This is a genomic window from Streptomyces meridianus, from assembly GCF_023703325.1.
Classification (GTDB): Bacteria; Actinomycetota; Actinomycetes; order Streptomycetales; family Streptomycetaceae; genus Streptomyces; species Streptomyces meridianus.
Map to the genome: position 1 here is coordinate 100,472 of NZ_JAMQGM010000033.1, position 20,403 is coordinate 120,874.

Here is a 20,403-nt window from a genome sequence, read left to right on the forward strand (position 1 = left end):
AGTCGAGTTCCGGTGCGTGGTCGTGATCGGGGTGCACGACGAAGCCCTGCCGTTCCCGCGGGCGCTGACCCCTGTCGAGATCGACGCGGTCCAGCACGAGACGGACCTGATGTCGGAGCGGTGCCTGCTCTTCGTCTCGTGCACGCGGGCCCGGGACGGCCTGTACGTGTCCTGGCACGGCGAACCGAGCCCGTTCCTCACCGAGGCGGGGGCGGCCGCCGGTTGAACCGAGCGCTTGCGACGAGGGGTTGGTGGGGGCGGCAGCCCGATCGTGCATCTCCTCGGGGATCGGCCTTGCCCGGGACTCGTTCTCGGCGAGGAGCTCTTCGAGCAGATCGCGCTGGGCCGCCGATCCACGGCCGCGCTCGGGTCATACTCGCACGGCGCAAACGATATCGGTCGCTATCGTTTAGTGGTATCGTTTTCGTGCTCTGGATTTCCATGGATTCCCCGGAAGGACCCGCTCGCATGGCCAGAACCGTGATCGACCTCGATGACGACATGGTCGCCGAGGCCATGCGCATCTTCGGCACCAAGACGAAGGCCAAGGCTGTCCGCCTTGCCATGGAGGATGCCGTGAAGCGGCACCTGCGCCAGGAGTTCTTCGACGCGATGGACGCCGGTGACCTCGACTTCAGTGAAATCGTCGAGACCACCGGGCCCCGCAATGCCGACGGCTCCCTCAAGCGCGGCAACGGTCACGACGGAGGTCGCGCGGCCTGATGCAGGACCGCTACCTGATCGACAAGTCCGCGATGGCCCGCTGGACGAAGCCGCACGTCAAAGAGGTTCTCAAGCCACTCCACGAGCGCTACCTCCTCGCGGTGTGCCGGCCCACCGAGTTCGAGATGATCCACTCGGCACGGGACAGCGCCGAGGCTACCCGCATCAGCACCTGGCTCCACGCCTTCGACTACCTGCCCACGGACGACGACGCCTTCGAGCGCGCTCTGGAGATCCAGCGCCACGCCCTCAACGCCGGCTTCCACCGTGCCCTCTCCCTTCCCGACCTGCTCATCGCCGCCACAGCGGAGCTGAACCGGCGAACGGTCCTCCACTACGACGGCGACTTCGACATGATCGCCTCCCTGACCGGTCAGCCAACCGAATGGGTCGTCCCACCGGGCACCGCCGATCGTTGAGCAGGTCGCCTGACCATTGATCAAGGGCGTCGGCGGGGGACCTCAGGCACGCCAGCAGGCCGCACCATCCCGGCGCTGCGGATCATGATCGGCAAGGGCCTCGGCCGCACGGAGCGCCTGGGCAGCGCGATCGTGCATCTCCTGGGGGATCGTCTCTGTCCGGGACTCGTTCTCAGCGAGGGGCTCTTCGAGCAGATCGCGGCGAAGTCGCCTCTGAGCCGGGTTCACGCCGTGATCTTCTCGCCACGTGGTGCGCCTGATCATGTCGGAGCCCAGTACGCCGCCCAGCGGTACGGGTCGGGCAGCAGCTTGTACGGGTTGGGCTCCGTGACCGCCCGGCGTGCCGTCGCGTTCGCCGTGTGGAGCCCTTCCAACTCGGCGAGGCGTGAGGCGGGACACGTATGGAAACCATCCGGTCCCAACGGCGGGACCCCCGGCATGACCCCCGGCATCAAGAGACGGACGACGACCGGCCCGGCATCTGGGTCGGTTACGGCAAGCTGGTCAAGCTCTTCCGAGAGCGGGCCGGGCTCACCCAGCAGCAACTGGCCGACGCCATCGGTTACTCCTGCGAGCTGGTCGCCTCCGTGGAACGGGCCCGCCGCCCCGCCAAGGCCGCATTCACCACGGCCGCCGAACGCGTCCTCGATGCCGGCGGGGCCCTGCAAGCCCTCCAGGAGCAGGTGGACCTGGCCAAACTGCCCGCGTTCTTCCAGGACTTCGCCCGACTGGAGACCGAAGCGGTGAGCCGCTTCTCCTACGACCCCCTACTCGTCCCCGGCCTGCTGCAGACGGAGGACTACGCCCGCACGCTGATCAGCGCGCATTTCCCACCCCTTGACGTGCAGACCGTTGATGAACGTGTCGCCGCGCGCCTGGCTCGTCAAGCCTTGCTCGCCCGCAAGAGTCCGCCCATCGTCTTTGTCTTCATCATCGAGGAGGCGGCGCTGCACCGAGCCGTAGGCGGAAGGCGTGTGATGTGGCACTGCGGTGGCAGCGGCTCAGGCTGCGTGCAGAGCAGGCGACGACCGGCCGCACCTGGGATCCGAACGGGCTGATCTTCGTCACTCGAGAAGGGCGGCCGATCGAGCCCGGGAACCTCAACCGGGACTTCTCCGCGGTGTGCAAGAAGGCCGCGATCAATCGACGCGTGCGGGTACACGACCTGCGCCACACCTGCGCAACTCTCCTCTTGGCCCAAGGCGTCGACGCACGATGCCGAGCGCGGCACGTCAACGCCGATGCTGCCTGCCCGCTCCCGCCACGCCTCCGTACGGTCTCTGGAGCGGTACGCCCACCCCGGCGTCGACGCGGTCGCCGCGAGCGACCCGGCTGCCCGCCGTCGGGCTTGATCACAGCGGCCTACGGCACGTTTCCGGCGCATTTCGGCTGCCCTCGGGTTGGCGCGACTGAAGAGGCAGCGGCGTTCTCGTTCAGCGCCACCCAGGTTGATCACAAATGTGCACACTGGGCGTTCACGTGTACGCGATGCGTGATAAATCAAGATCGATTCATGCCGATGTTTGCCTTGATCTTCACTCCCCCCCTCCCGGCTGCTCTTTGTAATCATTTTGTGTGCTCGAGATCAGTTGGCGTATACACACTCCCTCGAAAGTGAGTTGATAGCGATGCTCAAGCGCGCACTCAAGATCGCAGCCATGTCCGGAGCGCTGATCGTTGCCGGCGCCGCTCCCGCTATGGCTACCATCGCGTAAGTCGGCGGTGGCACCTGGGACTACGGGGCTGGCACCTCCTACGTGTGGTCGGACTACTACCACGGGTCCAAGTGCCACGGCTCGACGTCGGTCGGCCAATACATCGACAGCGACGAGGCGTCCGCCGGTAACTGGTCCATCACGAGAGCGGACGCCGCCCTCTCGGGCAACGAGTCCTACTACAGGACCACCTGCTGACCAGTCAGCAGTACGCGTAGCATGCCCCCGAAGGGGCCCGCGCATCGCGGCCCTTCGGGGGCATGCGTGCTTTCCGTCATCCGGCCAATCGATCCCCCACAGTCTCGTAGGACACGTATGCTGCATCGAGGCGTCAAGTTCGCCCACGCCGTCATCCTGGCGTTCTCCGCCCTGTTTTCCTTCCTGTTCCTCAGGAGCTTCGAAGACCAATGGACTCTGGGCTACGATGCGGTCGTCCAGGTCACGGAGTCGCGGGACACCAGTGGCAGCCGCGCCATCGAGCAAGCCGTCGAAGCGTTCGCCCGCGACCACGGTGTCACCGTGGGCCGCCAGGAACCCGACCTGGAACACCCCGATCGCAGCCGCGACCTCTACCTGACCCCGACCGGCCCCCGCGCCGAGTGGCTCGACAGCGGCTACCCTGAGTTCAGCCCCGGCCAGGTCACCACGACTCGGCCGTTCTCCGAGGTCGCAGACCGCGACCCGCGCGGCCTGTACTACCTCTTCGGCGATCCCGACACCGTCCGGCCCTTCCTCGGCCTGCTGGAGCAGCACGGCCTCACACCATGGCACCCCCAGCCGGCCTCCCTCGACCAGCTCTCCTACGCCTACGGCGGCAGCGCCCTGGCCGGTTCCCTGGTCGTCGTCGCCCTGGTCGTCGTCACCATGACCGGCGCTGGTGTCCTGCTCAACGCCAAGGCCTACGGAGTACTGCGCCTGCAGGGCATGTCCCTGCCCGCGATCCTCGCCCGCGACCTGCGCCGGCTCGCCCGCTTCTGGACGGCCGTACTCGGGGTCGTGACGGTCGTGGCGACCGCCCTGTTGGCCTGGTACAACCACCTTGCCTGGTTCGGTCTATTCGCCCTGCTCACGGCCGCAACGGCGTTCTTCTTCACAGTACTTGTCCTTGCCACCCATGCCGCGATGCTCACCCTGACCGCGCGCACCAGCATTCTGTCCGCCCTCAAGGGCGAGATACCCGCCCGCTCCACCGCGGCCGCCGCCTACCTCGTGCGTGTGCCGGCCCTCCTGCTCGCCCTCGGTATCGCCGCCTCGGTCCTGCAGGCCGGACAGGACCTCGCCCGGCGCGAAGGCACCTTCAGCGTGTACGAGAAGGCGGGCAACGCCTCCACCATTCGCCTCAACGGCTACCTCGGCGCCCCCGACGCGCTGAAGAAGCTGGAGGCGAAGGCTGGCCCCTGGCTGCGCCGGGCCGATGCCGACGGCCAGATCGTCCTCGCCGGCCACAAGGACCTCGCACGCTCCCGCGACGCCCAGGGCATCCCGGCCGACGACCTGATGGTGGTCAATGAGACGTTCCTCGATCAGCAGAAGATCCTCGCCCCGAGCGGGCGCCCCTATCCTGCCGCCACAGGCGACGACGGCCGCATCCTGCTGCTGGTTCCAGAACACCTCGCCGCTCATGCCGACAAGCTCACGACCCTGGTGCCCGGACTGGTCAGCCCTTCCGACCCGGACCAGATCTCATCCGGGCAGATCGATGCAAAGACCACCGCGGACAGCCAGGAGATCTTCACCTACAACGCACGCGGCACCCGCGAGGCCGGACAGGACCGGCTCTCGGACGAGTCCTTCCTCACCGACCCGGTCATCGTCGTCCTTCCCAATGGCACCGATTACATCAGCGACAAGGGCTACACCGCCTACGCTTCCAAGCGCAGCATCGTCTTCCCCGATCCGGCCGACGTCACCTCCGGCATCGACGCCCACCATCTACGCAACGAGGTCGTCGGGATCAGTCCCATCGCTGCCGACGCCGCCCAGGCCATCCGCGACATCACTGCGGACTTCCGGCTGCGACTGTTCAACCTGGCCGTCGCCCTCCTGGTTCTGCTCGTCACCGGCGTCGGCGTCGTCATCGTCCACACCCGCAAAAACGCCCAGCGAATCTTCGCCCGGCACATCCACGGCTGGACCTTCGCTACCACCCACCGCACCCTCTTGGCCGCCGAGGCTGCGATCGTCGCCCTGCTCGTCTCCTGGCTCCCCTACCAGGTCCACCAGTGGAATCAAGGCCTCGAGCAGTACAAGACCATGGGCATCCCTGCCCCCCGTGACCCGATGACGATCACCGGCCAGGACCTGACCCTCATCATCGGCCTCGTCGCGGTCGAGATCGCCACCGCCCTCACCGTCCTGGCCTTCTTCCACCGCCGCATCGTCAAGGAAGGATCGACCGAAGCGTGATCGACCTGACCGGGCTGTCCAAGTCCTTCGGCCCCCGCGTCCTCTGGCAGGACCTGACCTTCACCATCGAGGCCGGGCGGATGCTCGCCCTGACCGGCCCCAGCGGATCAGGCAAATCCACCCTCCTCAACTGCCTCGGCCTCCTCGACACTCCCACCACCGGCACCATGCGCCACCATGACCAGAACATCACCAGGCTCAGCCCACGCAGGGCCCGCGCCTATCGCCGCGACACACTCGGCTACCTCTTCCAGAACTACGCCCTGATCGACAACGCCACCGTCGCCGACAACCTCAGCGTCGCCATCAAGCCCGTCCGCTCGAACCACGGATCCCGCCCCACCCTCGCCCAGTCACTGGAGCAGGTCGGACTCGCCGGTCGCGGAGACGACATCGTCCACCGCCTCTCGGGCGGTGAACAACAACGCGTCGCCCTCGCCCGCCTCATCGTCAAGCAACCCGCCATCGTCCTGGCTGACGAGCCCACCGGCGCCCTCGACCTCGACAACACCCACATGGTCATCGCCACTCTCCGCGCCCTGGCCGACGCCGGCTGCGCCGTGGTGATCGCCACCCACGACGCCATCGTCAGGGACCTGTGCGACAGCGTCCTGCAGGTAGGAATCACCACCCACCCTCAACCCGCCAAGGAGATCACCGCCGCATGAACCCCCGTCTCACCTGGTCTCTCGCAGGAATCCTCGCCGTGGCCGCCGTCGTCTTCCTCGTCTACGGCACCCACGCGCTGACGATCATCCAACGCGTCGCTCTCCGGGTGTTCTGAGTGGACGTTAAGTCCGATCTTTCTCGGTTCGTGATCGCTCGATCGTGGTATTGATCGCCACGTCGGAGCAGCTGACCACCTTGCTGGAATGCTCGAACATGCGGAACGTCGAAGTTCAGGTCATGCCGACGAAGCGTGCGGCACACAGTGGTCTGAACGGCCCGATGGTTCTGCTGGAGACCATGGAACGACGGCAGTGCGTCTACATCGAGGCGCAGGATGTCGTCAGTGTCAGGACCGATCGGAACGAGGTGAGCGAATTCTGGCTGCGATATGGAATGCTGCGCACGCAGGCTCTCAACACCGAAGAGTCCGCACGTCTCATCGAGCGCGTGGCGGGGGAGCAATGAGCAGAGAAGACGACATGAACAGCTCCTGCGAACTGGCCTGGTTCAAAAGCAGCTACAGCGGAACCAGCGGCGGCGACTGTGTGGAGGTGGCCGCGGCGGAGTCCGCCGTCCACGTCCGGGACTCGAAGAACCGCCGCGGCCCGGTGCTGCGCTTCTCGGCGACGGAATGGGCCGCCTTCATCGCCCGCACCCGCGCGGAGTCCTTCGGCGAACTCTGAGCCCCGGGCGCGGTGGCCGAGCGAGCGGAGGCCGTTCGGCGTGCCTCATCCCCCCGGGGGGAAGGACAGCCGATCCGGTCGCAGCGGCTCAACCACTCTGCTGCACCGCCCCGTTCGCAGGATCCACCAGGGCGAACACCGCCCCGTCCGGGTCCGCCGCCGTCACCGTCCGCCCGGCCGGGCCGTCCGACGGTCCGCGCAGCACCCGTCCGCCCAGCTCGACGACCCGGGCAGCCGCCCCGTCGGCGTCCTCGACCTCGAAGTACGTCCTCCAGTGCGATCCCTGAGGCCCCGGGGCGCCGTCGTCCGGCTCCCGCAGGGCGGCGACGGGCCTGCCGTCGAGCAGCAGCGTCAGCCGACCGGGGCGGGCGCCGGCAACCGACTCCACCTCGAAGCCGAAGACGGACGCGTAAAACGTTCCTGCCGCGACGGAGAAGGGTGTCGTCAGCTCGTTCCACACCGGCGTCCCCGGCCCCGACGGCATCGCGCCGTCCGCGTCCTCGTGGGGCTGCCACACGCCGAAGACGGCCCCGGTCGGGTCGGAGGCGATCACCAGCCGGCCCGCGTCACCGGTGTCCAGCGGTCCGACGGCCACCGTGCCGCCGTGGAAGCGGATCTCCTCGGCCGTGAGGTCGGCGTCGCCGCTCAGCGGATAGGGCGTCCAGGCGGGCAGCAGCCCCCGGTCGTCCGGAAGCCTGCCGAGACCGGCGACCACGTGCCCGTCCAGCATCGCCCGGACGTACGGCCCGAGTTGCCTGGGCCCCGGGGCGAACGTCCAGCCGAACAGTCCCCCGTAGAAGTCCTGGGTCGCGCTCAGGTCGTGGACCATCAGGCTCACCCACCAGGGCGCGTGCGGCCCCTGCCCCGCGATCGTCCGATGGCTGCGCTCGGACACCCGCTGCCCGGTTCCCATCATCCACTCCTCAAGAACTCGAGGCGCCGACCGGTGCGGTCGGATGCATCTGCGGTTACCCCGTCAAGATGCTTGCACCACACCGCGCGTTGTATGCCCTGGCCGCGCCGGTTTCGGCACCTTCCTGTCGGGGGACGGCCGATTTGCCGTTTCCGGCCGTTGTGGAAGCGGCCTTCCCGTGGCGCGTATCGCCCCGATGACGGTCCGGGGGCACGGCGGGCGACGGAGCCGGACCTACGCAAGGATGGGTGCCATGAATCCGCTCATCTCCGCAGCAGAACTGGAACGTTCCCCGGGGGCCGTCCTGCTGGACGTGCGCTGGCAGCAGGGTGTGCCGTCCGGGCGGCCGGCGTACGAGTCGGGCCATCTGCCGGGCGCCGTCTACGTCGACCTCGATGCCGAACTCGCCGCCCCGCCGGGCAGGTCCGGGCGGCATCCGCTGCCGGACGTCGAGGCGTTCGGCCGGGTGATGCGCCGGGCCGGCGTCTCGGCCGACCGGGACGTGGTGGTGTACGACGGCGGACAGGGCTGGGCCGCCGCCCGCGCGTGGTGGCTGCTGAACTGGGCCGGGCACAACCGGGTCCGGGTGCTCGACGGCGGGCTCGCGGCCTGGACCGCAGCGGGACACCCCCTGTCGACGGACGAACCCGACGCCCCGGAAGGGGATTTCGTAGCCCGTCCGGACAGCCTTCCGGTGCTCGACGCGGACAGCGCCGCAGCGCTCGCCCGCAGCGGCCTGCTGCTCGACGCGCGGGCCGCCGAACGCTACCGGGGCGAGACCGAGCCGATCGACCCGGTGGCCGGCCACATCCCCGGCGCGGTGTCGGCCCCCACCACCGCCAACGTGCGGGAGGACGGACGCCTTCGCCCGGCATCCGAACTGGCCGAACGCTTCGCCTCGTTGGGAGCGGACTCCGCCACCCGGGTCGGCGTCTACTGCGGTTCCGGGGTCTCGGCCGCGCACGAGGCGCTGGCGCTGGCCGTCGCCGGCATCCCCGCGGCGCTCTACGTCGGGTCCTGGAGCGAGTGGACCGCCGATCCCTCCCGGCCCGTCGCCACCGGTGCCGCTCCCGGCTGACGGGCCGAGGCCGTCGCGGGTGAGAGCCTGTTCGGCGAGCCTCTCACCCGCCGAGAGGGAGGAAGGAGCCGCCGCATGCCCGCACGGACCGCGACGATCCGCGAAGCGGACCGTCCCGGAGACCTCGGAGCGGTCGCCGCGCTGCACGGGGTGCTGTATGCCCGCGAGTACGGCATGGACCGGACCATGGAGGCCCATGTGGCCGCCGGCATGGCCGAGTTGGTCCTGGCCTGCGAGCGCGAGGGCAGCTCCGCCCCGGGGCGGTTGTGGGTCGCCGAACTCGACGGCCGGGTCGTGGGCGCCACCGGGCTCACCCGCGCGGACGACGAGCCCGGATGGGCGCAGCTGCGCTGGGTGATTCTCGATCCCGCAGCCCGGGGCGGGGGAGTGGGCCGGCGTCTGGTCGGCACGGCGCTGGACGAGGCCCGCCGCCGCGTTTGCCGGGGCGTGTTCCTGAGGACCGTTGCGGGCCTCCACGCGGCCCACCGCCTCTACGAGAAGGCGGGGTTCCGCGTCACCGAGTCCCACCCCGCCCGGGCCTGGGGCGTCGAGACGGTCGTGCAGCGCATGGAGCTGCGCCTCTGACGGTTCCCGGGGCCGCGAGGAGGCGGCGGTGCTCGCCCGCGGCTTCCCGGCTCGACCGTCGCGGGCGGAGGGCCGCGGGGGCGCACCGGGAGCCGCCGTCCCGCATCGGTGGCCGGCCGGGGGCCGTCCCGTCACCGTTCCCCTGTGCCGGCAGCCTCCTGGACGTCCTCGTGCAGGTGGACGATCAGCCATCCCCTCTCGCTGCCGTCGCGCCGCAGGACCGCCGTGTTGCGCACCGACTCGGGAGGGCCGTCACGGAAGTCGACCCGCAGCCAGTAGCGGGCCACGGCCAGATCGGCGAAGACGTCGATGACGTCGTCGTGCACCGACAGTCCGGCTTCGGCCGGTCCCGTGCCGTCGGTGGGACGCCCGTCGCGGACGCGGTCCAGCTCGGCTTTCCCGCACAGCAGATCCGCGGTGGCGGAGTCCCAGATCGTGGCGTCGGGGTCCAGGAAGGAATCGACGCGCGCGCGTTCGCCCGTGGTGTAGGCGCCGTACATGCCGGTGATCACCGCCCGGACGGCCGCGAGGTCGGCGGGTGCACCGCCGGGGCGCGCACCCGCGGACGCGGGCGGGGTGGGACGGGGCGGTGAAGCGGGCATGGCTGGGTCCTTCGACGGTGGTACGGGTGGGGCTGCTGCCCCATGTCATCGGGCTGGGCCTGCGGTGTGAGCGCCGGTCAGGGCAGGACGACGAGGTCGCGCCGGCTGCGGTTGAGGCGCTCGCCCCCGTCCTCGGTGCACAGGAGGATGTCCTCGATGCGGGCTCCGTACCGGTCGGGAAGGTAGATGCCCGGCTCGATCGAGAACGTCATGCCGGGTTCCAGGGCCAGCCGGCTGCCGGCCACGATGTACGGCTCCTCGTGGCTCTCCAGACCGATGCCGTGGCCGGTGCGGTGGATGAAGTACTCGCCGTACCCGGCGTCGGTGATGATGTCCCGCCCGACGGCGTCCAGTTGTTCGGCGGTGATGCCCGGCCGGACCGCGTGGGTCTGGGCGCTCTGGGCGCGCAGCAGGACCTCGTACAGGCGGCGGAACTCCTCGGACGGCTCGCCGACCACGTACGTGCGGGTGGAGTCGGAGCAGTAGCCCTCGTGCGTGGTGCCGCCGATGTCGACGACCACCGGCTCGCCGGGGAGGATCACCCGGTCGGACAGTTCGTGGTGCGGACTGGCACCGTTGGGACCGGAGCCGACGATCACGAAGTCGGCCCGGGCATGGCCCTCGGTGATGATCGCGTCCGCGATGTCCCGGCCCACTTCCCTTTCGGTTCGGCCGGCCCGCAGCCATGCGCCCATGCGGTCGTGCACCCGGTCGATCGCCGCCCCGGCCCGGCGCAGCGCCGCGGCCTCCTGCGGGGTCTTGCGCATGCGCAGCCCGTTCAGCACGGCCCCGGCGAGTTCCTGCCGGACGCCGGGCAGCGCGGTACGGAAGGCGACGGTCTGCTCCGCCCACATGTGGTTGTCCACACCGATGCGTGCGATGCGGGACGGCAGCCGGGCCGCGACGACGGCGTAGGGGTCCTCGGTCTCGTTCCAACCGGTGATCTCGATGCCCAGGCCGCCGGCCGGGGACACCTGCGCGACGGGCTTCTCCAGGGCCGGCACGAGCAGGAACGGGTCGCCGTCGACCGGGAGGACCAGGCAGGTCAGCCGCTCCAGCGGTTTGGCGTCGTACCCGGTCAGGTAGCGAAGGCCGGCGCCGGGGGACAGCAGCAGGGCGTCGAGCCCGGCGTCGGCCGTGGCCGCACGTGCGGTCTCGAGGCGGTCGGCCGGCCAGAGCTCGTGGCCGTGCCCGGTGGTGTCGGTCCGATCGTGCATCGAGGTCTCCGTGGATGGGGGCCGCCCGGGTCGGGCGGCCGGGTGGGGCCGCCCGGGTCGGGCGGCCGGGTGGGGCCGCCCGGGTCAGGCGGCCGGGTGGAGGTGACAGGCGACCCCGCCGGAGGTCAGCCGAGGCTCCTCGCGGTCGCAGCCGTCGAAGGCGTGGGGGCAGCGGGGGTGGAAGTGGCAGCCGCTCGGAGGGGCGGAGGGGTCGGGTACGTCGCCGGGGAGTTCGGCCGGCAGCACCCCGGCGCCGTCGGGCTGGGGGATGGAGGCCAGCAGGGCCTGGGTGTAGGGGTGCCGGGGGCTGTCCCAGAGCTCCGCGGCAGGACCGGTCTCCACGATCCGGCCGAGGTACATGACGGCGATGCGGTCGGCGATGTGCCGGACCACGGACAGGTCGTGGCTGATGAACAGCAGTCCGGCGCCCGACTCGAGGGCCAGGGACCGCATGAGCGTGGCCACGTGGAGCTGGGCGGAGGCGTCGAGAGCGGAGATGGGCTCGTCGCCGACCAGCAGACGGGGCCGGGCGGCCAGGGCGCGGGCGATGGCGATGCGCTGCCGCTGGCCGCCGGAGAACTCGTGCGGGTAGCGCTGCGCGTCGCTCTCCGGGAGGCCGACGCGGGACAGGTACTCCTCCGGGGTTCGCGGGCCGTCCGTCTCGCCGCGCCCGGCCGCCGCGCGGATGCCGTCGACGATCTGGGCGCCCACCCGGCGGCGGGGGTTGAGGGATCCGTACGGATCCTGGAAGACCATCTGGACGGCGGTCAGTGCGGGATCCCGGCGGCGCACGTTCAGCGGGCGCACCGGTGTGCCGTCGAACGTGATCCTTCCTTCCTCGGCCGGGGTCAGCCCGCAGACCGCGCGGGCCAACGTCGACTTGCCGCAACCCGACTCGCCCACCAGGCCGACGACTTCCCCGGACCGCACCTCCAGGCTGACTCCGCCGACCGCACGGGTCGGGGCCGCGCCGGGACGGCGGTACTGGACGACGAGGCCGTCGACGCCGAGCAGCGGCGGCCGGGACTGCGAGGTCAAGGCGTGTTCCTTCCGGGGAGCGCGTCCAGGAGCGTTCGGGTGTACTCGTGACGCGGCGCGGTGAGCACCTGGCCGCGGGGTCCGGTCTCGACGACGCGGCCGCGGCGCATCACGCTGACGGAGTCGGCGAGGGCGGACATCACGCCCAGGTCGTGGGTGATCAGCAGGACGGCCAGGCCGAGTTCGTCGCACAGCCGGCGCAGCAGCCGCAGCACCCCGGCCTGGACGGTGACGTCGAGCGCGGTGGTCGGTTCGTCGGCTATCAGGACCTGGGGGTCGCAGGCCAGTGCGATGGCGATGGCGATGCGCTGCCGCATACCGCCGGAGAACTGGTGCGGGTAACTCCGCAGTGCGGCAGCCGGGTTGGGAATGCGGACCTGTCCGAGCAGCTCGACGGCCCTGGCCCGCGCCGCCTTCCGGTCCAGCTTCCGGTGGTGGCGCAGGTGGTCGGTGAGCTGGTGCCCGATGCTCAGCATGGGGTGCAGGCTGGTGGACGGGTCCTGGAACACCATGCTCACCGCACGGCCGCGCAGTGCGCCGAGCTGCCGGGGCGGCAGCGTCAGCAGATCGGTGCCGTCGAGCCGGATCCGCCCGCCCGTGCGGGCGCCGTCGGGGAGCAGGCCGAGAACGGCCAGGCCGGTCATGGTCTTGCCCGATCCGCTCTCTCCGGCGAGGCCGTGAATGCGGCCGGGCCGCAGCGCGAGGTCGATGCCGTGCAGGATGCGGTGGGCGCCGTGTTCGGCGGGCAGGTCGAGCGTGAGCCCGTCGATCCTCAGGACCTCGACGGCCTTCCCGGTCGCGGTGGTCTCGGTGGTGGTCATCCCACACGCTCCTTCTCCGCGCCGAGGGTCCGCGCGGTCACGGGGTCGAGGGCGTCCCGCAGCGCGTCGCCGAGGAAGTTGAAGGCGAGCACGACGGTGAGGATCGCCAGTCCCGGAAAGACCCCGATCCACCACATGTCGAACTGCTGCGTGCCGGCCGCCACCATCGCTCCCCATTCGGCGGTCGGTGGTTTGGCGCCGAGGCCGAGGAAGGACAGCCCGGACAGCAGCAGCGTCGCCGTCCCGATGTCGAGTGTGGCAAGGACCAGCAGCGGACCGAGCACGTTCGGCAGGATGTCCACGCGCAGCGAGTGCCAGGCGGAGAAGCCCAGCAGCCGTCCGCTGAGGACGAATTCGCGGGTGCGCAGCCCCACGACGAGACCGCGGGTGACGCGGGCGTACGACGGCCAGGCGACGACGAGGACGGCCAGTACCGCGTTCTCCAGGCTCGCGCCGAGCGCGGCGGCGACGACCATGGCCAGAATGACGGTCGGGAAGGCGAACACCAGGTCCGCGATCCGCATGACGGTCTCGTCGATCCAGCGCCCGAAGAAGCCGGCGCAGGCCCCGAGGACCCCGCCGATCAGCAGGGACATCGCCACCAGCAGCAGCGCGAGGGGAATGGACACCCGGGCCCCGTACAGCACCCGGCTCAGCACGTCACGGCCCAGTTCGTCGGTCCCGAACCAGTACGCGGTGCCGGGCCCGGCCAGCCGGGGCAGGTCCTGCGCCAGCGGGTCGTGCGGGGCGATGAGCGGGCAGGCAACGGCGATCACCAGCCAGAGGGCGCCGACCGCGCCGCCGATGACCGCGAGCGGCCTGCGCCAGGCCGGAGGCAGCCGCTCGAGGAGGCTGAAGCGGAACACCTTCACTGGACCCTCACCCTCGGATCGATTACGCCGTACAGCACGTCCACGGCGAGGTTGACCGTCAGATACACGATGCCGACGACCAGACCGACGCCCATCACGGCAGGCAGGTCGAGGGTGGTGGCACTCCGGTAGGCGTACGCCCCGAGGCCCGGCCAGGCGAAGATCGACTCCACCAGGACGGTGCCCGACAGCAGCGCGCCGAAGGCCAGCCCGGCGATCGTGACGACGGGCACGAGAGCCGCCCGGAGCACGTACTGGAGGAGCACCGTCCGGCCGGGCAGGCCCTTGGCGCGGGCCGCCCGTACGTAGTCCTGACCCAGCACGTCCAGGACCGCGGAGCGGGTGAAACGGGTCAGCAGGCCGACGGTGTACGCGGTGAGCACCAGGGCCGGAAGGACCAGGTGACCGGCTGCGCTCCAGAACACCGGCCACTGCCCGGCGAGGGCCGCGTCGATCGTGTGGAGGCCGGTGACATACGGGGGCGGGGCCATTCCGGGTGCGAGACGGCCGCTGCCCGGCGCGACACCGAGTTGGTAGAAGAAGACGTAGAAGGCCAGCAGGGCCAGCCAGAACGTCGGTACCGATACGCCCAACAGGCTGACCACCCGCAGCAGTTGGTCGGTCAGCCGGTCCCGGCGCAGCGCAGCGACGACACCGAGGGCCACACCGATCACGAGCGAGACCGCGATCGCGGCACCGGCCAGCTCCAGAGTCGCCGGGACGGCTGTCGCAAGATCCGTCAGCACCGGCTGATGGGTCTGCTGCGACTCGCCCAGATCTCCCTGGAACAGATGGCCGAGGTAGGTGACGTACTGCGCGGGCAGCGGTTGGTCGAGTCCGTGCTGCTTGCGGAACTGGTCGACGACGGCCGGATCGCCGATCGCCCGCTGGCCCAGGTTGGCTGCGGCCGGGTCACCCGGAACGACGTTGGTGAGGACGAAGGTCACCAGCGTCACACCGAACGCGAGGAGAACGGCGACGGCGGTGCGCCGCAGCAGGAAGCGCGCGAGAGGGTGGCGGGCGAGCAGCCGCCCGCCACCGCTCACGCGCCTACTCGGCGCCCAGCGAGGCGACATCGATCGTCCACACGGGGTTGTAGGTGATGCCGGTGACCGACGAGACGGAGACCGTGTTCCGGCTGGGCTGGATGAGCGGGATGAACGGCCCACTGGCGTTCAGCCGCGTCTGGATCCGCTCGTACAGCTTCCGGCGTGCGTCGTCGTCGAGGGCGGCGGCCGCCTTGTCACCGAGGTCGGTGAGGGCCGGGTCCGCGCCGGCCTTCCAGCCCGCCCGCAGGCCGACCAGGTTGCCGGGGAGGAAGACCAGGTAGTCGCTGGAGTGCGGATAGTCCGGGCCCCAGTACCAGAGCCCCATCTGCTCCTTGCCGCCCCGGTACTTCTCCATCTCGGTGGTGGTCGGCGCGGGGGCGAGGGTGACCGTGATGCCGACCTCCTTCAGCTGCGACTGCACCCGCTCCGCGAGGGTCTGCAGGGACAACCCGTCGACCGTCAGGTCGCTGGCGTAACCGAGTGTCACCGAGGGCTTGTCGATCCCGCTGGCCTTCAATGCGGCCTTGGCCCCGGCGAGGTCGCGGCCGGCGGCCCGGTCGGCGGGCAGCGCCCCGAGGATGGTCGACGGGATGACTCCGGCGGCCTGCACCGAGCCGGATCCGGCGAGTGCCCGCAGGCGCTTGTAGTCGATGCCCTTGCGCACCGCCTCGACGAACTTGGCGTTGGCCGTCGCGCTGCTGACCTCGGTGTTCTGGTTGAGCAGCAGGAAGATCACGTTCGAGGACGCCCCGCTGTCCACGTTCAGACCGCCTCCGAGCCCCTTGACCTGATCGGCGGTCAGGTCGAGCGCGATCTGGCTGTCGCCCCGCTGCACGTTGAGCTTCTGGGTGGGCGCCTGGACGTTGCGGAGCACGACCTTGTCGTAGGTGGGCCGCTGCGGCCCCGTGTACTTCGGGTTCTTGGTCAGGACGACCTGGGAGTTGGTGTTGAAGGAGGCCAGCTTGTACGGCCCGGAGCCGGCCGACGTGGTGTTGAAGTACTTCTCCGCCTTGTCCGCCGCCGTCGCGGAGCCCCCGTGGGCCTTCACCGTCTGCGCGTTGACGATGCCGAGCGCGGGGTTGGGCAGGATGAAGGGCAGCGCCGGGTTCGGCTTTTCGCTGACCAGCGTGATCGTGGAGGCATCCGTCTTCGTCACCTTCACACCGTCGAGGAGGAACGACGGATTCCCCTTGAGGGCGATCACCCGCTTCAGCGAGAAAACCACGTCGTCCGCGGTGACGGCGCTCCCGTCGGAGAACTTCGCGTCGTCCCGCAGGCGCAGGGTGAGCTTCCTGCCGTCCTCGGACTGCTCGTACGACGACGCGAGCCCCGGCACGGGCTTGGTGACGTCACCGCCCTTGAAGGTCAGCAGCGTCTCGTACAGCCCCTTGACGACGATCTGCCCGGTCGGCTCGAACTCCCGCCCGGGATCGGCGGTCTTGAGGTTGAACGACGTGTCGATCACCAGAGTCCTGTCCGCGGCGGGTGAGCCAGAGGCGCCCCCACCGCCAGAACAGGCGCTCAGCGTGAGCGCTGCGACGGCTGTGAGCGACAGTGCCGCCGGACAGGACCGGGTGCGCGATCTGGACATGGGTGCCTCCGAGAGCAGAGCGGAGTGAAGCGGAAGGAGACCGGGCGAGTGGGAGGGTTATCGGGAGGAGTCGCTGGACGATTCACCGATAGGGTGGGGCGAAACTAGCCAACTCTTTCTGCTGCCGGGGCCGGTGCGAGACAAAAATCAAAGAAGGGGTGCAGCCATGGGAGATTCGTCAAGCCCGGACGCGTCCGGTGATCGTCGCCCTGGACGGATCGGCATCGGCCTCGCCCTGGACTCGGTGCACTTCAAGATCCTGGACATCCTCCGCGCCCAGGGCCGTATCTCGGTCGCCGCCCTCGCCCAGCGCGTCGGCATCTCCCGCGCCAACGCCTACACCCGCTTCGAAGCCCTGCGCGCCGACGGGGTGATCAGCGGGTTCAGCGCCCGGATCGACCATGCGCGGGTCGGTCTCGAGATCTGTGCCCTGATCTTCGTCACCGTCCGCCAGGAGCTGTGGCAGCAGTTCCGGAACGCTCTCGCCCGGATGCCGGAGGTGGAGTACTGCGCCGTCACTACGGGCCAGCACGACGCCATGATCCAGATCCGCGTGCCCGACGTCGCCGCCGTACACCGCCTGGTCACCGACCAGTTGTCCACCATTCCGGCGGTACGCGCCACCGAGACCGTCATCATTCTCGACGAGGCGCTCCGCCGGCCCTACGTCCTGCCGTCCGGTCCGGACTTCACCGAGACGACGCCCGCCACCCCGCCGGGATCCACCGGGGCAAGCCAGTTCGGCATGACCCGCTTCATCCGCGCCGCGGAGGGTCGCGCCGAACTCCGCAGCAGCACGGTCGAGGACGACTGACCGCAGCGAGCCCGCGGACCGGGCCGATCGCGACGAGGCGGGCGTTCGTCCGCACCGGACCGCACCGGACCGTGTTGGACCGTGTTGGACCGCACCGGGTGAACAGCACGGGAAGCAGCCGGAGTCGGGGCTGCCGGCACGGCGCGAAGGGGACCGAGCGCGGAAGCCACGGCATCGAGCCCGGTCGGTCCCGGCCGTGCCGAGCCGTGACCGACAACGCACCGCCGGCAGCAGACGGCACGGGCCGGGGACGCCGGTTTCATCCGGCGCCCCCGGCCGTCCGGGTGCTCTAGTCCTTCTTGCGCCGGGTGCCGAAGACGATTTCGTCCCAGCTCGGGACGGCCGCGCGCCGGCCCGGACGCACACCGTCGGCCTCGGCCTGACGGTCGGTCGTCCCGGTCAGCCGGTCCCGGTGCCCGGCGACCGAGCGGGGCATCAGCACGTCCGCGTAGGCCGCGCCCGCTCCTGCAGCGGCCGGGGGAGCCTCGGTCTCCGGCTCCTCCTCCGACTCGTCGTCGGGTTCGTCGTCCCGGTCGGAGCGCCCCGTGCCACCGCTCTCCGGCACCACCAGGTCGCCGCGGAAGCTCGGTACGGCCTCCAGCAGGCTGGTCAGCGAGTCGCGCCCCTGGCTGCCGTCGTCCCCGGGCTCCTGCGAACCCCGGTCGGGACGGTCCGGCGTCCGGTCCCGCGGCAGCCGGGCGATACGCGGCACGAACGGGAAGCTGGGCTCGGGCGCGTCGGACTCGCCGATGAGCGCCCGGGCCTCGTCGTCCACCGCCTGGACGAGACGCCGCGGCGGGTCGTACGTCCAGCTCGCGGAATGCGACTCGTTGGCCACCCGGTAGACGAGGAGGACCTCCCAGGTGCCGTCGTCCCGGCGCCAGGAATCCCACTGCACACTCTCCCGCTCGGCGCCGCGCAGCATCAGCCGCTCGGTGACGGCCTCTCCGAGCTGGGGTCCGGTGCTCTCGCCGGGCCTGCGGACCGGGGTCTTGCGGGCCCGCTCGGCCATGAACGCACGCTCGGCCAGCACCGGGCCCTCGAATCGGCGCACCCGGTCCACGGGGATGCCGGCGAACTGCGCGACTTCCTCGGCGGACGCCCCGGCTCGTATACGCGCCTGGATGTCCCGCGGGCGCAGATGGCTCTCGACCTCGATCTCGATCTGGCCGAGGCGCGCCCGGTCGTTGCGCACGGCGGCACGCAGGCGCTCATCGATGGGAAGCGTGTACTCCGTGTTGTCCGCAGCCTTGAGCACCAGCCGTGTGCCGTCGTTGCTGACGGCCACGACGCGCAGTTCGGGCATCGGGACCTCCCGGGTGGTGCCTGCCGACGGCACGTGCGTCGCTGCTTCCGCTGGACGAGTGTGGCGTGCCCGGGGTGCAGCCTGCCACAACATTGCCAAGTTGCCCGGCGTGTCGGGCGTTGGAACCTGATGCGCCGTTATGGCACGGTTACCTGTTTGCCGCTGTTGATGACTATGTTTACCGTTCCCGACGCAGTTGTCCGTTTCCTGCCGCTGTATCACCGGATGTGAGGCCGCGGAGGGTCTCGTCCGGCAGATGCGGCGACCGGACGGGCGACCGGAGCCAGGATTCGTCACAGTACTCCATTCGGGCCACCGAGGTGGACCGCCGCGCCGCCGAAGTTCTCGGGCCGCAGAGGAGTTCGAACACCAATCGGAGGGAAACGATCGGGAGTTGCCCGCAGCCGCAGATTCGCCCGCAGGGCAGGGGCGGTTCGGCCCCTCGGACCGTCAGTCGCCGAGCACCTGGCGGAGATAGTCGTTGCCGAACACCCGTTGCGGATCGAGTCGGTCCCGCAGCGCGGTGAACTCGCCGAAGCGCGGATACGCCACGGAGAGATGTCCCCGGTCCCGGGTGTGCAGCTTCCCCCAGTGCGGCCGGCCGCCCCACTCCGTCATCACCCGCTCGGCCAGGGCGAAGTACTCCCGGTACGGGGTCCCCCGGTACATGTGCACCGCGATGTAGACGGTGTCCCGGCCGGACGCCGTGGACAACGGGATGTCGTCGGCGGGAGCGGTGCGCACCTCCACCGGGAAGTTGACGCGCAGGCCCGCCTGTTCGACTGCCTTTCGGATCTCGCGGAGGGCCTCCATGGCGCTCTCGCGCGGCAGCGCGTACTCCATCTCCACGAACCGGACCCGCCGCGGGCTCGTGAACACCCGGTACGGGATGTCGGTGTAGGACCGGGCGGAGAGGGCGCGACTGGAGAAGCGGGCGATGGCAGGCACCGCGGCCGGCACCGCCCTTCCGAGGGAACAGGCCAGCTGGAAGGCGCCGTTGGACAGAAGCTCGTCCTCGATCCACCCGCTGACCCTGCCGGGAGGGGCGGCCGGGCCGTCACTGCGGTTGTTGCGCTTGGTGTTGCAGTTCCCGGTGTGCGGGAACCAGTAGAACTCGAAGTGCTCGTTCTCGGCCGTGAGTTCGTCGAAGGCCGCCGTGACGCGGTCGAAGGCCATCGGCTCCTCGCGGGCGTGCAGCAGGAACAGCGGTTCCACGGCGAACGTCACCGCCCCGAGCACGCCGAGCGCCCCCAGACCGATCCGTGCCGCGTCGAAGACGGCGGTCTCCTCGGCCGTCCCCTGTGCCGAGCAGCGGAGCACCTGCCCGTCCGCGGTGACGAGTTCCATGCCGCGCACCTGGGCGGCGATCGAGGCGGACGTGCGCCCGGTGCCGTGGGTGCCGGTGCCGATGGCCCCGGCGACCGTCTGCTCCATGATGTCGCCCATGTTCGTCAGCGACAGACCTGCGGCAGCGAGCGCCTCGTTGAGCTGCTTCAGGGAGGTCCCGGCGAGTGCGGTGACGGTTCCCGCCTCCCGGTCGACGGCCGTGATCCCGCTCAGGCGGTCGGTGCGGACGAGAACCCCGTCCGTGGCCGCGACAGGCGTGAACGAGTGACCGCTGCCCACCGGTTTCACCCGCAGACCTTCCTCCGCGGCCGCCCGTACCGTCCCGGCGAGCTCCGCCACCGACGCGGGTGAGACCACCCGGGCCGGGCGTGCGCAGACGTTTCCCGCCCAGTTGCGCCAGATGCCGTCGCCCATCCTGTCCGCTCCCCCTCGGGGCCGATGGAACGGCCGGTTGCGACCACCGGCCCGGACCGTGCGGCCACGCAGTGCCGCGGCACGGGGCGCCGGACCCCGGCCGATTGGAGGGGGATCATACTCACGGCGCCACCCCGCGCA

The 20,403-nt window shown here is 70.5% G+C and carries 21 protein-coding genes and 2 pseudogenes; 13 read left to right on the forward strand and 10 right to left on the reverse strand.

Translation table 11 applies throughout. The annotated features are described in order from the left end of the window. Window position 1: 1 nt before the first annotated feature. From M1E25_RS16070 to M1E25_RS16115, 10 genes and pseudogenes are all read left to right on the forward strand, one after another. Window positions 2-226: pseudogene (locus M1E25_RS16070) on the forward strand (DNA helicase UvrD); the annotation flags it as partial. A 242-nt stretch (window positions 227-468) separates the two neighbouring features. Then, window positions 469-723 carry a type II toxin-antitoxin system VapB family antitoxin gene (locus M1E25_RS16075; protein WP_251415948.1) on the forward strand — a complete coding sequence of 85 codons (255 nt, stop codon included), beginning with the start codon at window positions 469-471 and terminating at the stop codon, window positions 721-723. Continuing rightward, complete coding sequence (locus M1E25_RS16080) at window positions 723-1,142, forward strand: PIN domain nuclease (protein WP_251415950.1); 420 nt, start codon at window positions 723-725, stop codon at window positions 1,140-1,142. The genes M1E25_RS16075 and M1E25_RS16080 overlap by 1 nt, the downstream gene beginning before the upstream one ends. 401 nt (window positions 1,143-1,543) lie before the next feature. Continuing rightward, window positions 1,544-2,200, forward strand: coding sequence for a helix-turn-helix domain-containing protein (locus M1E25_RS16085; RefSeq protein ID WP_308290436.1), 657 nt, complete (start codon window positions 1,544-1,546; stop codon window positions 2,198-2,200). Next, entirely contained in the window at window positions 2,122-2,760 is a 639-nt protein-coding gene (locus tag M1E25_RS16090; protein WP_251415952.1) for a tyrosine-type recombinase/integrase, read from the forward strand. The genes M1E25_RS16085 and M1E25_RS16090 overlap by 79 nt, the downstream gene beginning before the upstream one ends. Before the next feature lie 112 nt (window positions 2,761-2,872). Further along, window positions 2,873-3,055: pseudogene (locus tag M1E25_RS16095) on the forward strand (lactococcin 972 family bacteriocin); the annotation flags it as partial. A gap of 117 nt (window positions 3,056-3,172) precedes the next feature. Continuing rightward, a complete protein-coding gene (locus M1E25_RS16100; RefSeq protein ID WP_251415956.1) occupies window positions 3,173-5,263 on the forward strand; it encodes a bacteriocin-associated integral membrane family protein in 2,091 nt (696 codons plus the stop codon). Then, window positions 5,260-5,931, forward strand: a complete 672-nt coding sequence (locus M1E25_RS16105; RefSeq protein WP_251415959.1) for an ATP-binding cassette domain-containing protein — start codon at window positions 5,260-5,262, stop codon at window positions 5,929-5,931. The genes M1E25_RS16100 and M1E25_RS16105 overlap by 4 nt, the downstream gene beginning before the upstream one ends. 160 nt (window positions 5,932-6,091) lie before the next feature. Next, entirely contained in the window at window positions 6,092-6,397 is a 306-nt protein-coding gene (locus M1E25_RS16110) for a Scr1 family TA system antitoxin-like transcriptional regulator (RefSeq protein ID WP_308290437.1), read from the forward strand. 14 nt (window positions 6,398-6,411) lie between these two features. Continuing rightward, a complete protein-coding gene (locus M1E25_RS16115; RefSeq protein ID WP_251415965.1) occupies window positions 6,412-6,615 on the forward strand; it encodes a DUF397 domain-containing protein in 204 nt (67 codons plus the stop codon). Between the two features lie 88 nt (window positions 6,616-6,703). Here the strand turns inward: M1E25_RS16115 and M1E25_RS16120 are convergent, their stop codons facing one another. Continuing rightward, the gene (locus M1E25_RS16120) at window positions 6,704-7,528 is read right to left on the reverse strand and encodes a VOC family protein (RefSeq protein ID WP_251415968.1); all 825 of its coding nucleotides are present in this window, start codon (window positions 7,526-7,528) and stop codon (window positions 6,704-6,706) included. 253 nt (window positions 7,529-7,781) lie between these two features. On the opposite strand from M1E25_RS16120, the gene M1E25_RS16125 reads away from it, so the two are divergent. Both M1E25_RS16125 and M1E25_RS16130 read left to right on the forward strand, forming a co-directional pair. Further along, a complete protein-coding gene (locus tag M1E25_RS16125) occupies window positions 7,782-8,606 on the forward strand; it encodes a sulfurtransferase (RefSeq protein WP_251415971.1) in 825 nt (274 codons plus the stop codon). A gap of 75 nt (window positions 8,607-8,681) precedes the next feature. Further along, the gene (locus M1E25_RS16130; RefSeq protein WP_251415974.1) at window positions 8,682-9,191 is read left to right on the forward strand and encodes a GNAT family N-acetyltransferase; all 510 of its coding nucleotides are present in this window, start codon (window positions 8,682-8,684) and stop codon (window positions 9,189-9,191) included. Between the two features lie 131 nt (window positions 9,192-9,322). On the opposite strand, the gene M1E25_RS16135 is transcribed toward M1E25_RS16130, so the two are convergent. From M1E25_RS16135 to M1E25_RS16165, 7 genes are all read right to left on the reverse strand, one after another. After that, window positions 9,323-9,793, reverse strand: coding sequence for a nuclear transport factor 2 family protein (locus M1E25_RS16135; protein WP_251415977.1), 471 nt, complete (start codon window positions 9,791-9,793; stop codon window positions 9,323-9,325). Between the two features lie 77 nt (window positions 9,794-9,870). Further along, window positions 9,871-11,010 (reverse strand): M24 family metallopeptidase, encoded by a 1,140-nt coding sequence (locus M1E25_RS16140; protein WP_251415980.1) that lies wholly within the window; start codon window positions 11,008-11,010, stop codon window positions 9,871-9,873. 84 nt (window positions 11,011-11,094) lie between these two features. Continuing rightward, window positions 11,095-12,048 carry an ABC transporter ATP-binding protein gene (locus M1E25_RS16145; RefSeq protein WP_251415984.1) on the reverse strand — a complete coding sequence of 318 codons (954 nt, stop codon included), beginning with the start codon at window positions 12,046-12,048 and terminating at the stop codon, window positions 11,095-11,097. Then, window positions 12,045-12,869, reverse strand: coding sequence for an ABC transporter ATP-binding protein (locus M1E25_RS16150; protein ID WP_251415987.1), 825 nt, complete (start codon window positions 12,867-12,869; stop codon window positions 12,045-12,047). The genes M1E25_RS16145 and M1E25_RS16150 overlap by 4 nt, the downstream gene beginning before the upstream one ends. Then, window positions 12,866-13,741: an ABC transporter permease gene (locus tag M1E25_RS16155; RefSeq protein ID WP_251415990.1), complete on the reverse strand. Its 876-nt coding sequence runs from the start codon at window positions 13,739-13,741 to the stop codon at window positions 12,866-12,868. The genes M1E25_RS16150 and M1E25_RS16155 overlap by 4 nt, the downstream gene beginning before the upstream one ends. Further along, window positions 13,738-14,787, reverse strand: coding sequence for an ABC transporter permease (locus M1E25_RS16160; protein ID WP_251415992.1), 1,050 nt, complete (start codon window positions 14,785-14,787; stop codon window positions 13,738-13,740). The genes M1E25_RS16155 and M1E25_RS16160 overlap by 4 nt, the downstream gene beginning before the upstream one ends. Window positions 14,788-14,791: 4 nt before the next feature. Beyond that, window positions 14,792-16,255, reverse strand: a complete 1,464-nt coding sequence (locus tag M1E25_RS16165; RefSeq protein ID WP_251415994.1) for an ABC transporter substrate-binding protein — start codon at window positions 16,253-16,255, stop codon at window positions 14,792-14,794. A gap of 292 nt (window positions 16,256-16,547) precedes the next feature. Here M1E25_RS16165 and M1E25_RS16170 point away from each other — a divergent pair, with 292 nt between their 5' ends. Next, window positions 16,548-17,195: an Lrp/AsnC family transcriptional regulator gene (locus M1E25_RS16170; RefSeq protein WP_251415996.1), complete on the forward strand. Its 648-nt coding sequence runs from the start codon at window positions 16,548-16,550 to the stop codon at window positions 17,193-17,195. 289 nt (window positions 17,196-17,484) lie between these two features. Here the strand turns inward: M1E25_RS16170 and sepH are convergent, their stop codons facing one another. After that, on the reverse strand, window positions 17,485-18,534 hold the full coding sequence (gene sepH / locus M1E25_RS16175) for a septation protein SepH (protein WP_251415998.1): 1,050 nt from the start codon (window positions 18,532-18,534) through the stop codon (window positions 17,485-17,487). 417 nt (window positions 18,535-18,951) lie between these two features. After that, complete coding sequence (locus M1E25_RS16180) at window positions 18,952-20,262, reverse strand: D-arabinono-1,4-lactone oxidase (RefSeq protein WP_251416000.1); 1,311 nt, start codon at window positions 20,260-20,262, stop codon at window positions 18,952-18,954. Window positions 20,263-20,403 lie beyond the last annotated feature (141 nt).

Bases quoted from the DNA above. Each gene is read 5' to 3' on its own strand.
- M1E25_RS16075 (WP_251415948.1), top strand. From the start codon at position 469: ATGGCCAGAACCGTGATCGACCTCGATGACGACATGGTCGCCGAGGCC.
- M1E25_RS16080 (WP_251415950.1), top strand. From the start codon at position 723: ATGCAGGACCGCTACCTGATCGACAAGTCCGCGATGGCCCGCTGGACG.
- M1E25_RS16085 (WP_308290436.1), top strand. From the start codon at position 1,544: ATGGAAACCATCCGGTCCCAACGGCGGGACCCCCGGCATGACCCCCGG.
- M1E25_RS16100 (WP_251415956.1), top strand. From the start codon at position 3,173: ATGCTGCATCGAGGCGTCAAGTTCGCCCACGCCGTCATCCTGGCGTTC.
- M1E25_RS16115 (WP_251415965.1), top strand. From the start codon at position 6,412: ATGAACAGCTCCTGCGAACTGGCCTGGTTCAAAAGCAGCTACAGCGGA.
- M1E25_RS16120 (WP_251415968.1), bottom strand. From the start codon at position 7,528: ATGGGAACCGGGCAGCGGGTGTCCGAGCGCAGCCATCGGACGATCGCG.
- M1E25_RS16125 (WP_251415971.1), top strand. From the start codon at position 7,782: ATGAATCCGCTCATCTCCGCAGCAGAACTGGAACGTTCCCCGGGGGCC.
- M1E25_RS16130 (WP_251415974.1), top strand. From the start codon at position 8,682: ATGCCCGCACGGACCGCGACGATCCGCGAAGCGGACCGTCCCGGAGAC.
- M1E25_RS16135 (WP_251415977.1), bottom strand. From the start codon at position 9,793: ATGCCCGCTTCACCGCCCCGTCCCACCCCGCCCGCGTCCGCGGGTGCG.
- M1E25_RS16140 (WP_251415980.1), bottom strand. From the start codon at position 11,010: ATGCACGATCGGACCGACACCACCGGGCACGGCCACGAGCTCTGGCCG.
- M1E25_RS16150 (WP_251415987.1), bottom strand. From the start codon at position 12,869: ATGACCACCACCGAGACCACCGCGACCGGGAAGGCCGTCGAGGTCCTG.
- M1E25_RS16170 (WP_251415996.1), top strand. From the start codon at position 16,548: ATGGGAGATTCGTCAAGCCCGGACGCGTCCGGTGATCGTCGCCCTGGA.
- M1E25_RS16180 (WP_251416000.1), bottom strand. From the start codon at position 20,262: ATGGGCGACGGCATCTGGCGCAACTGGGCGGGAAACGTCTGCGCACGC.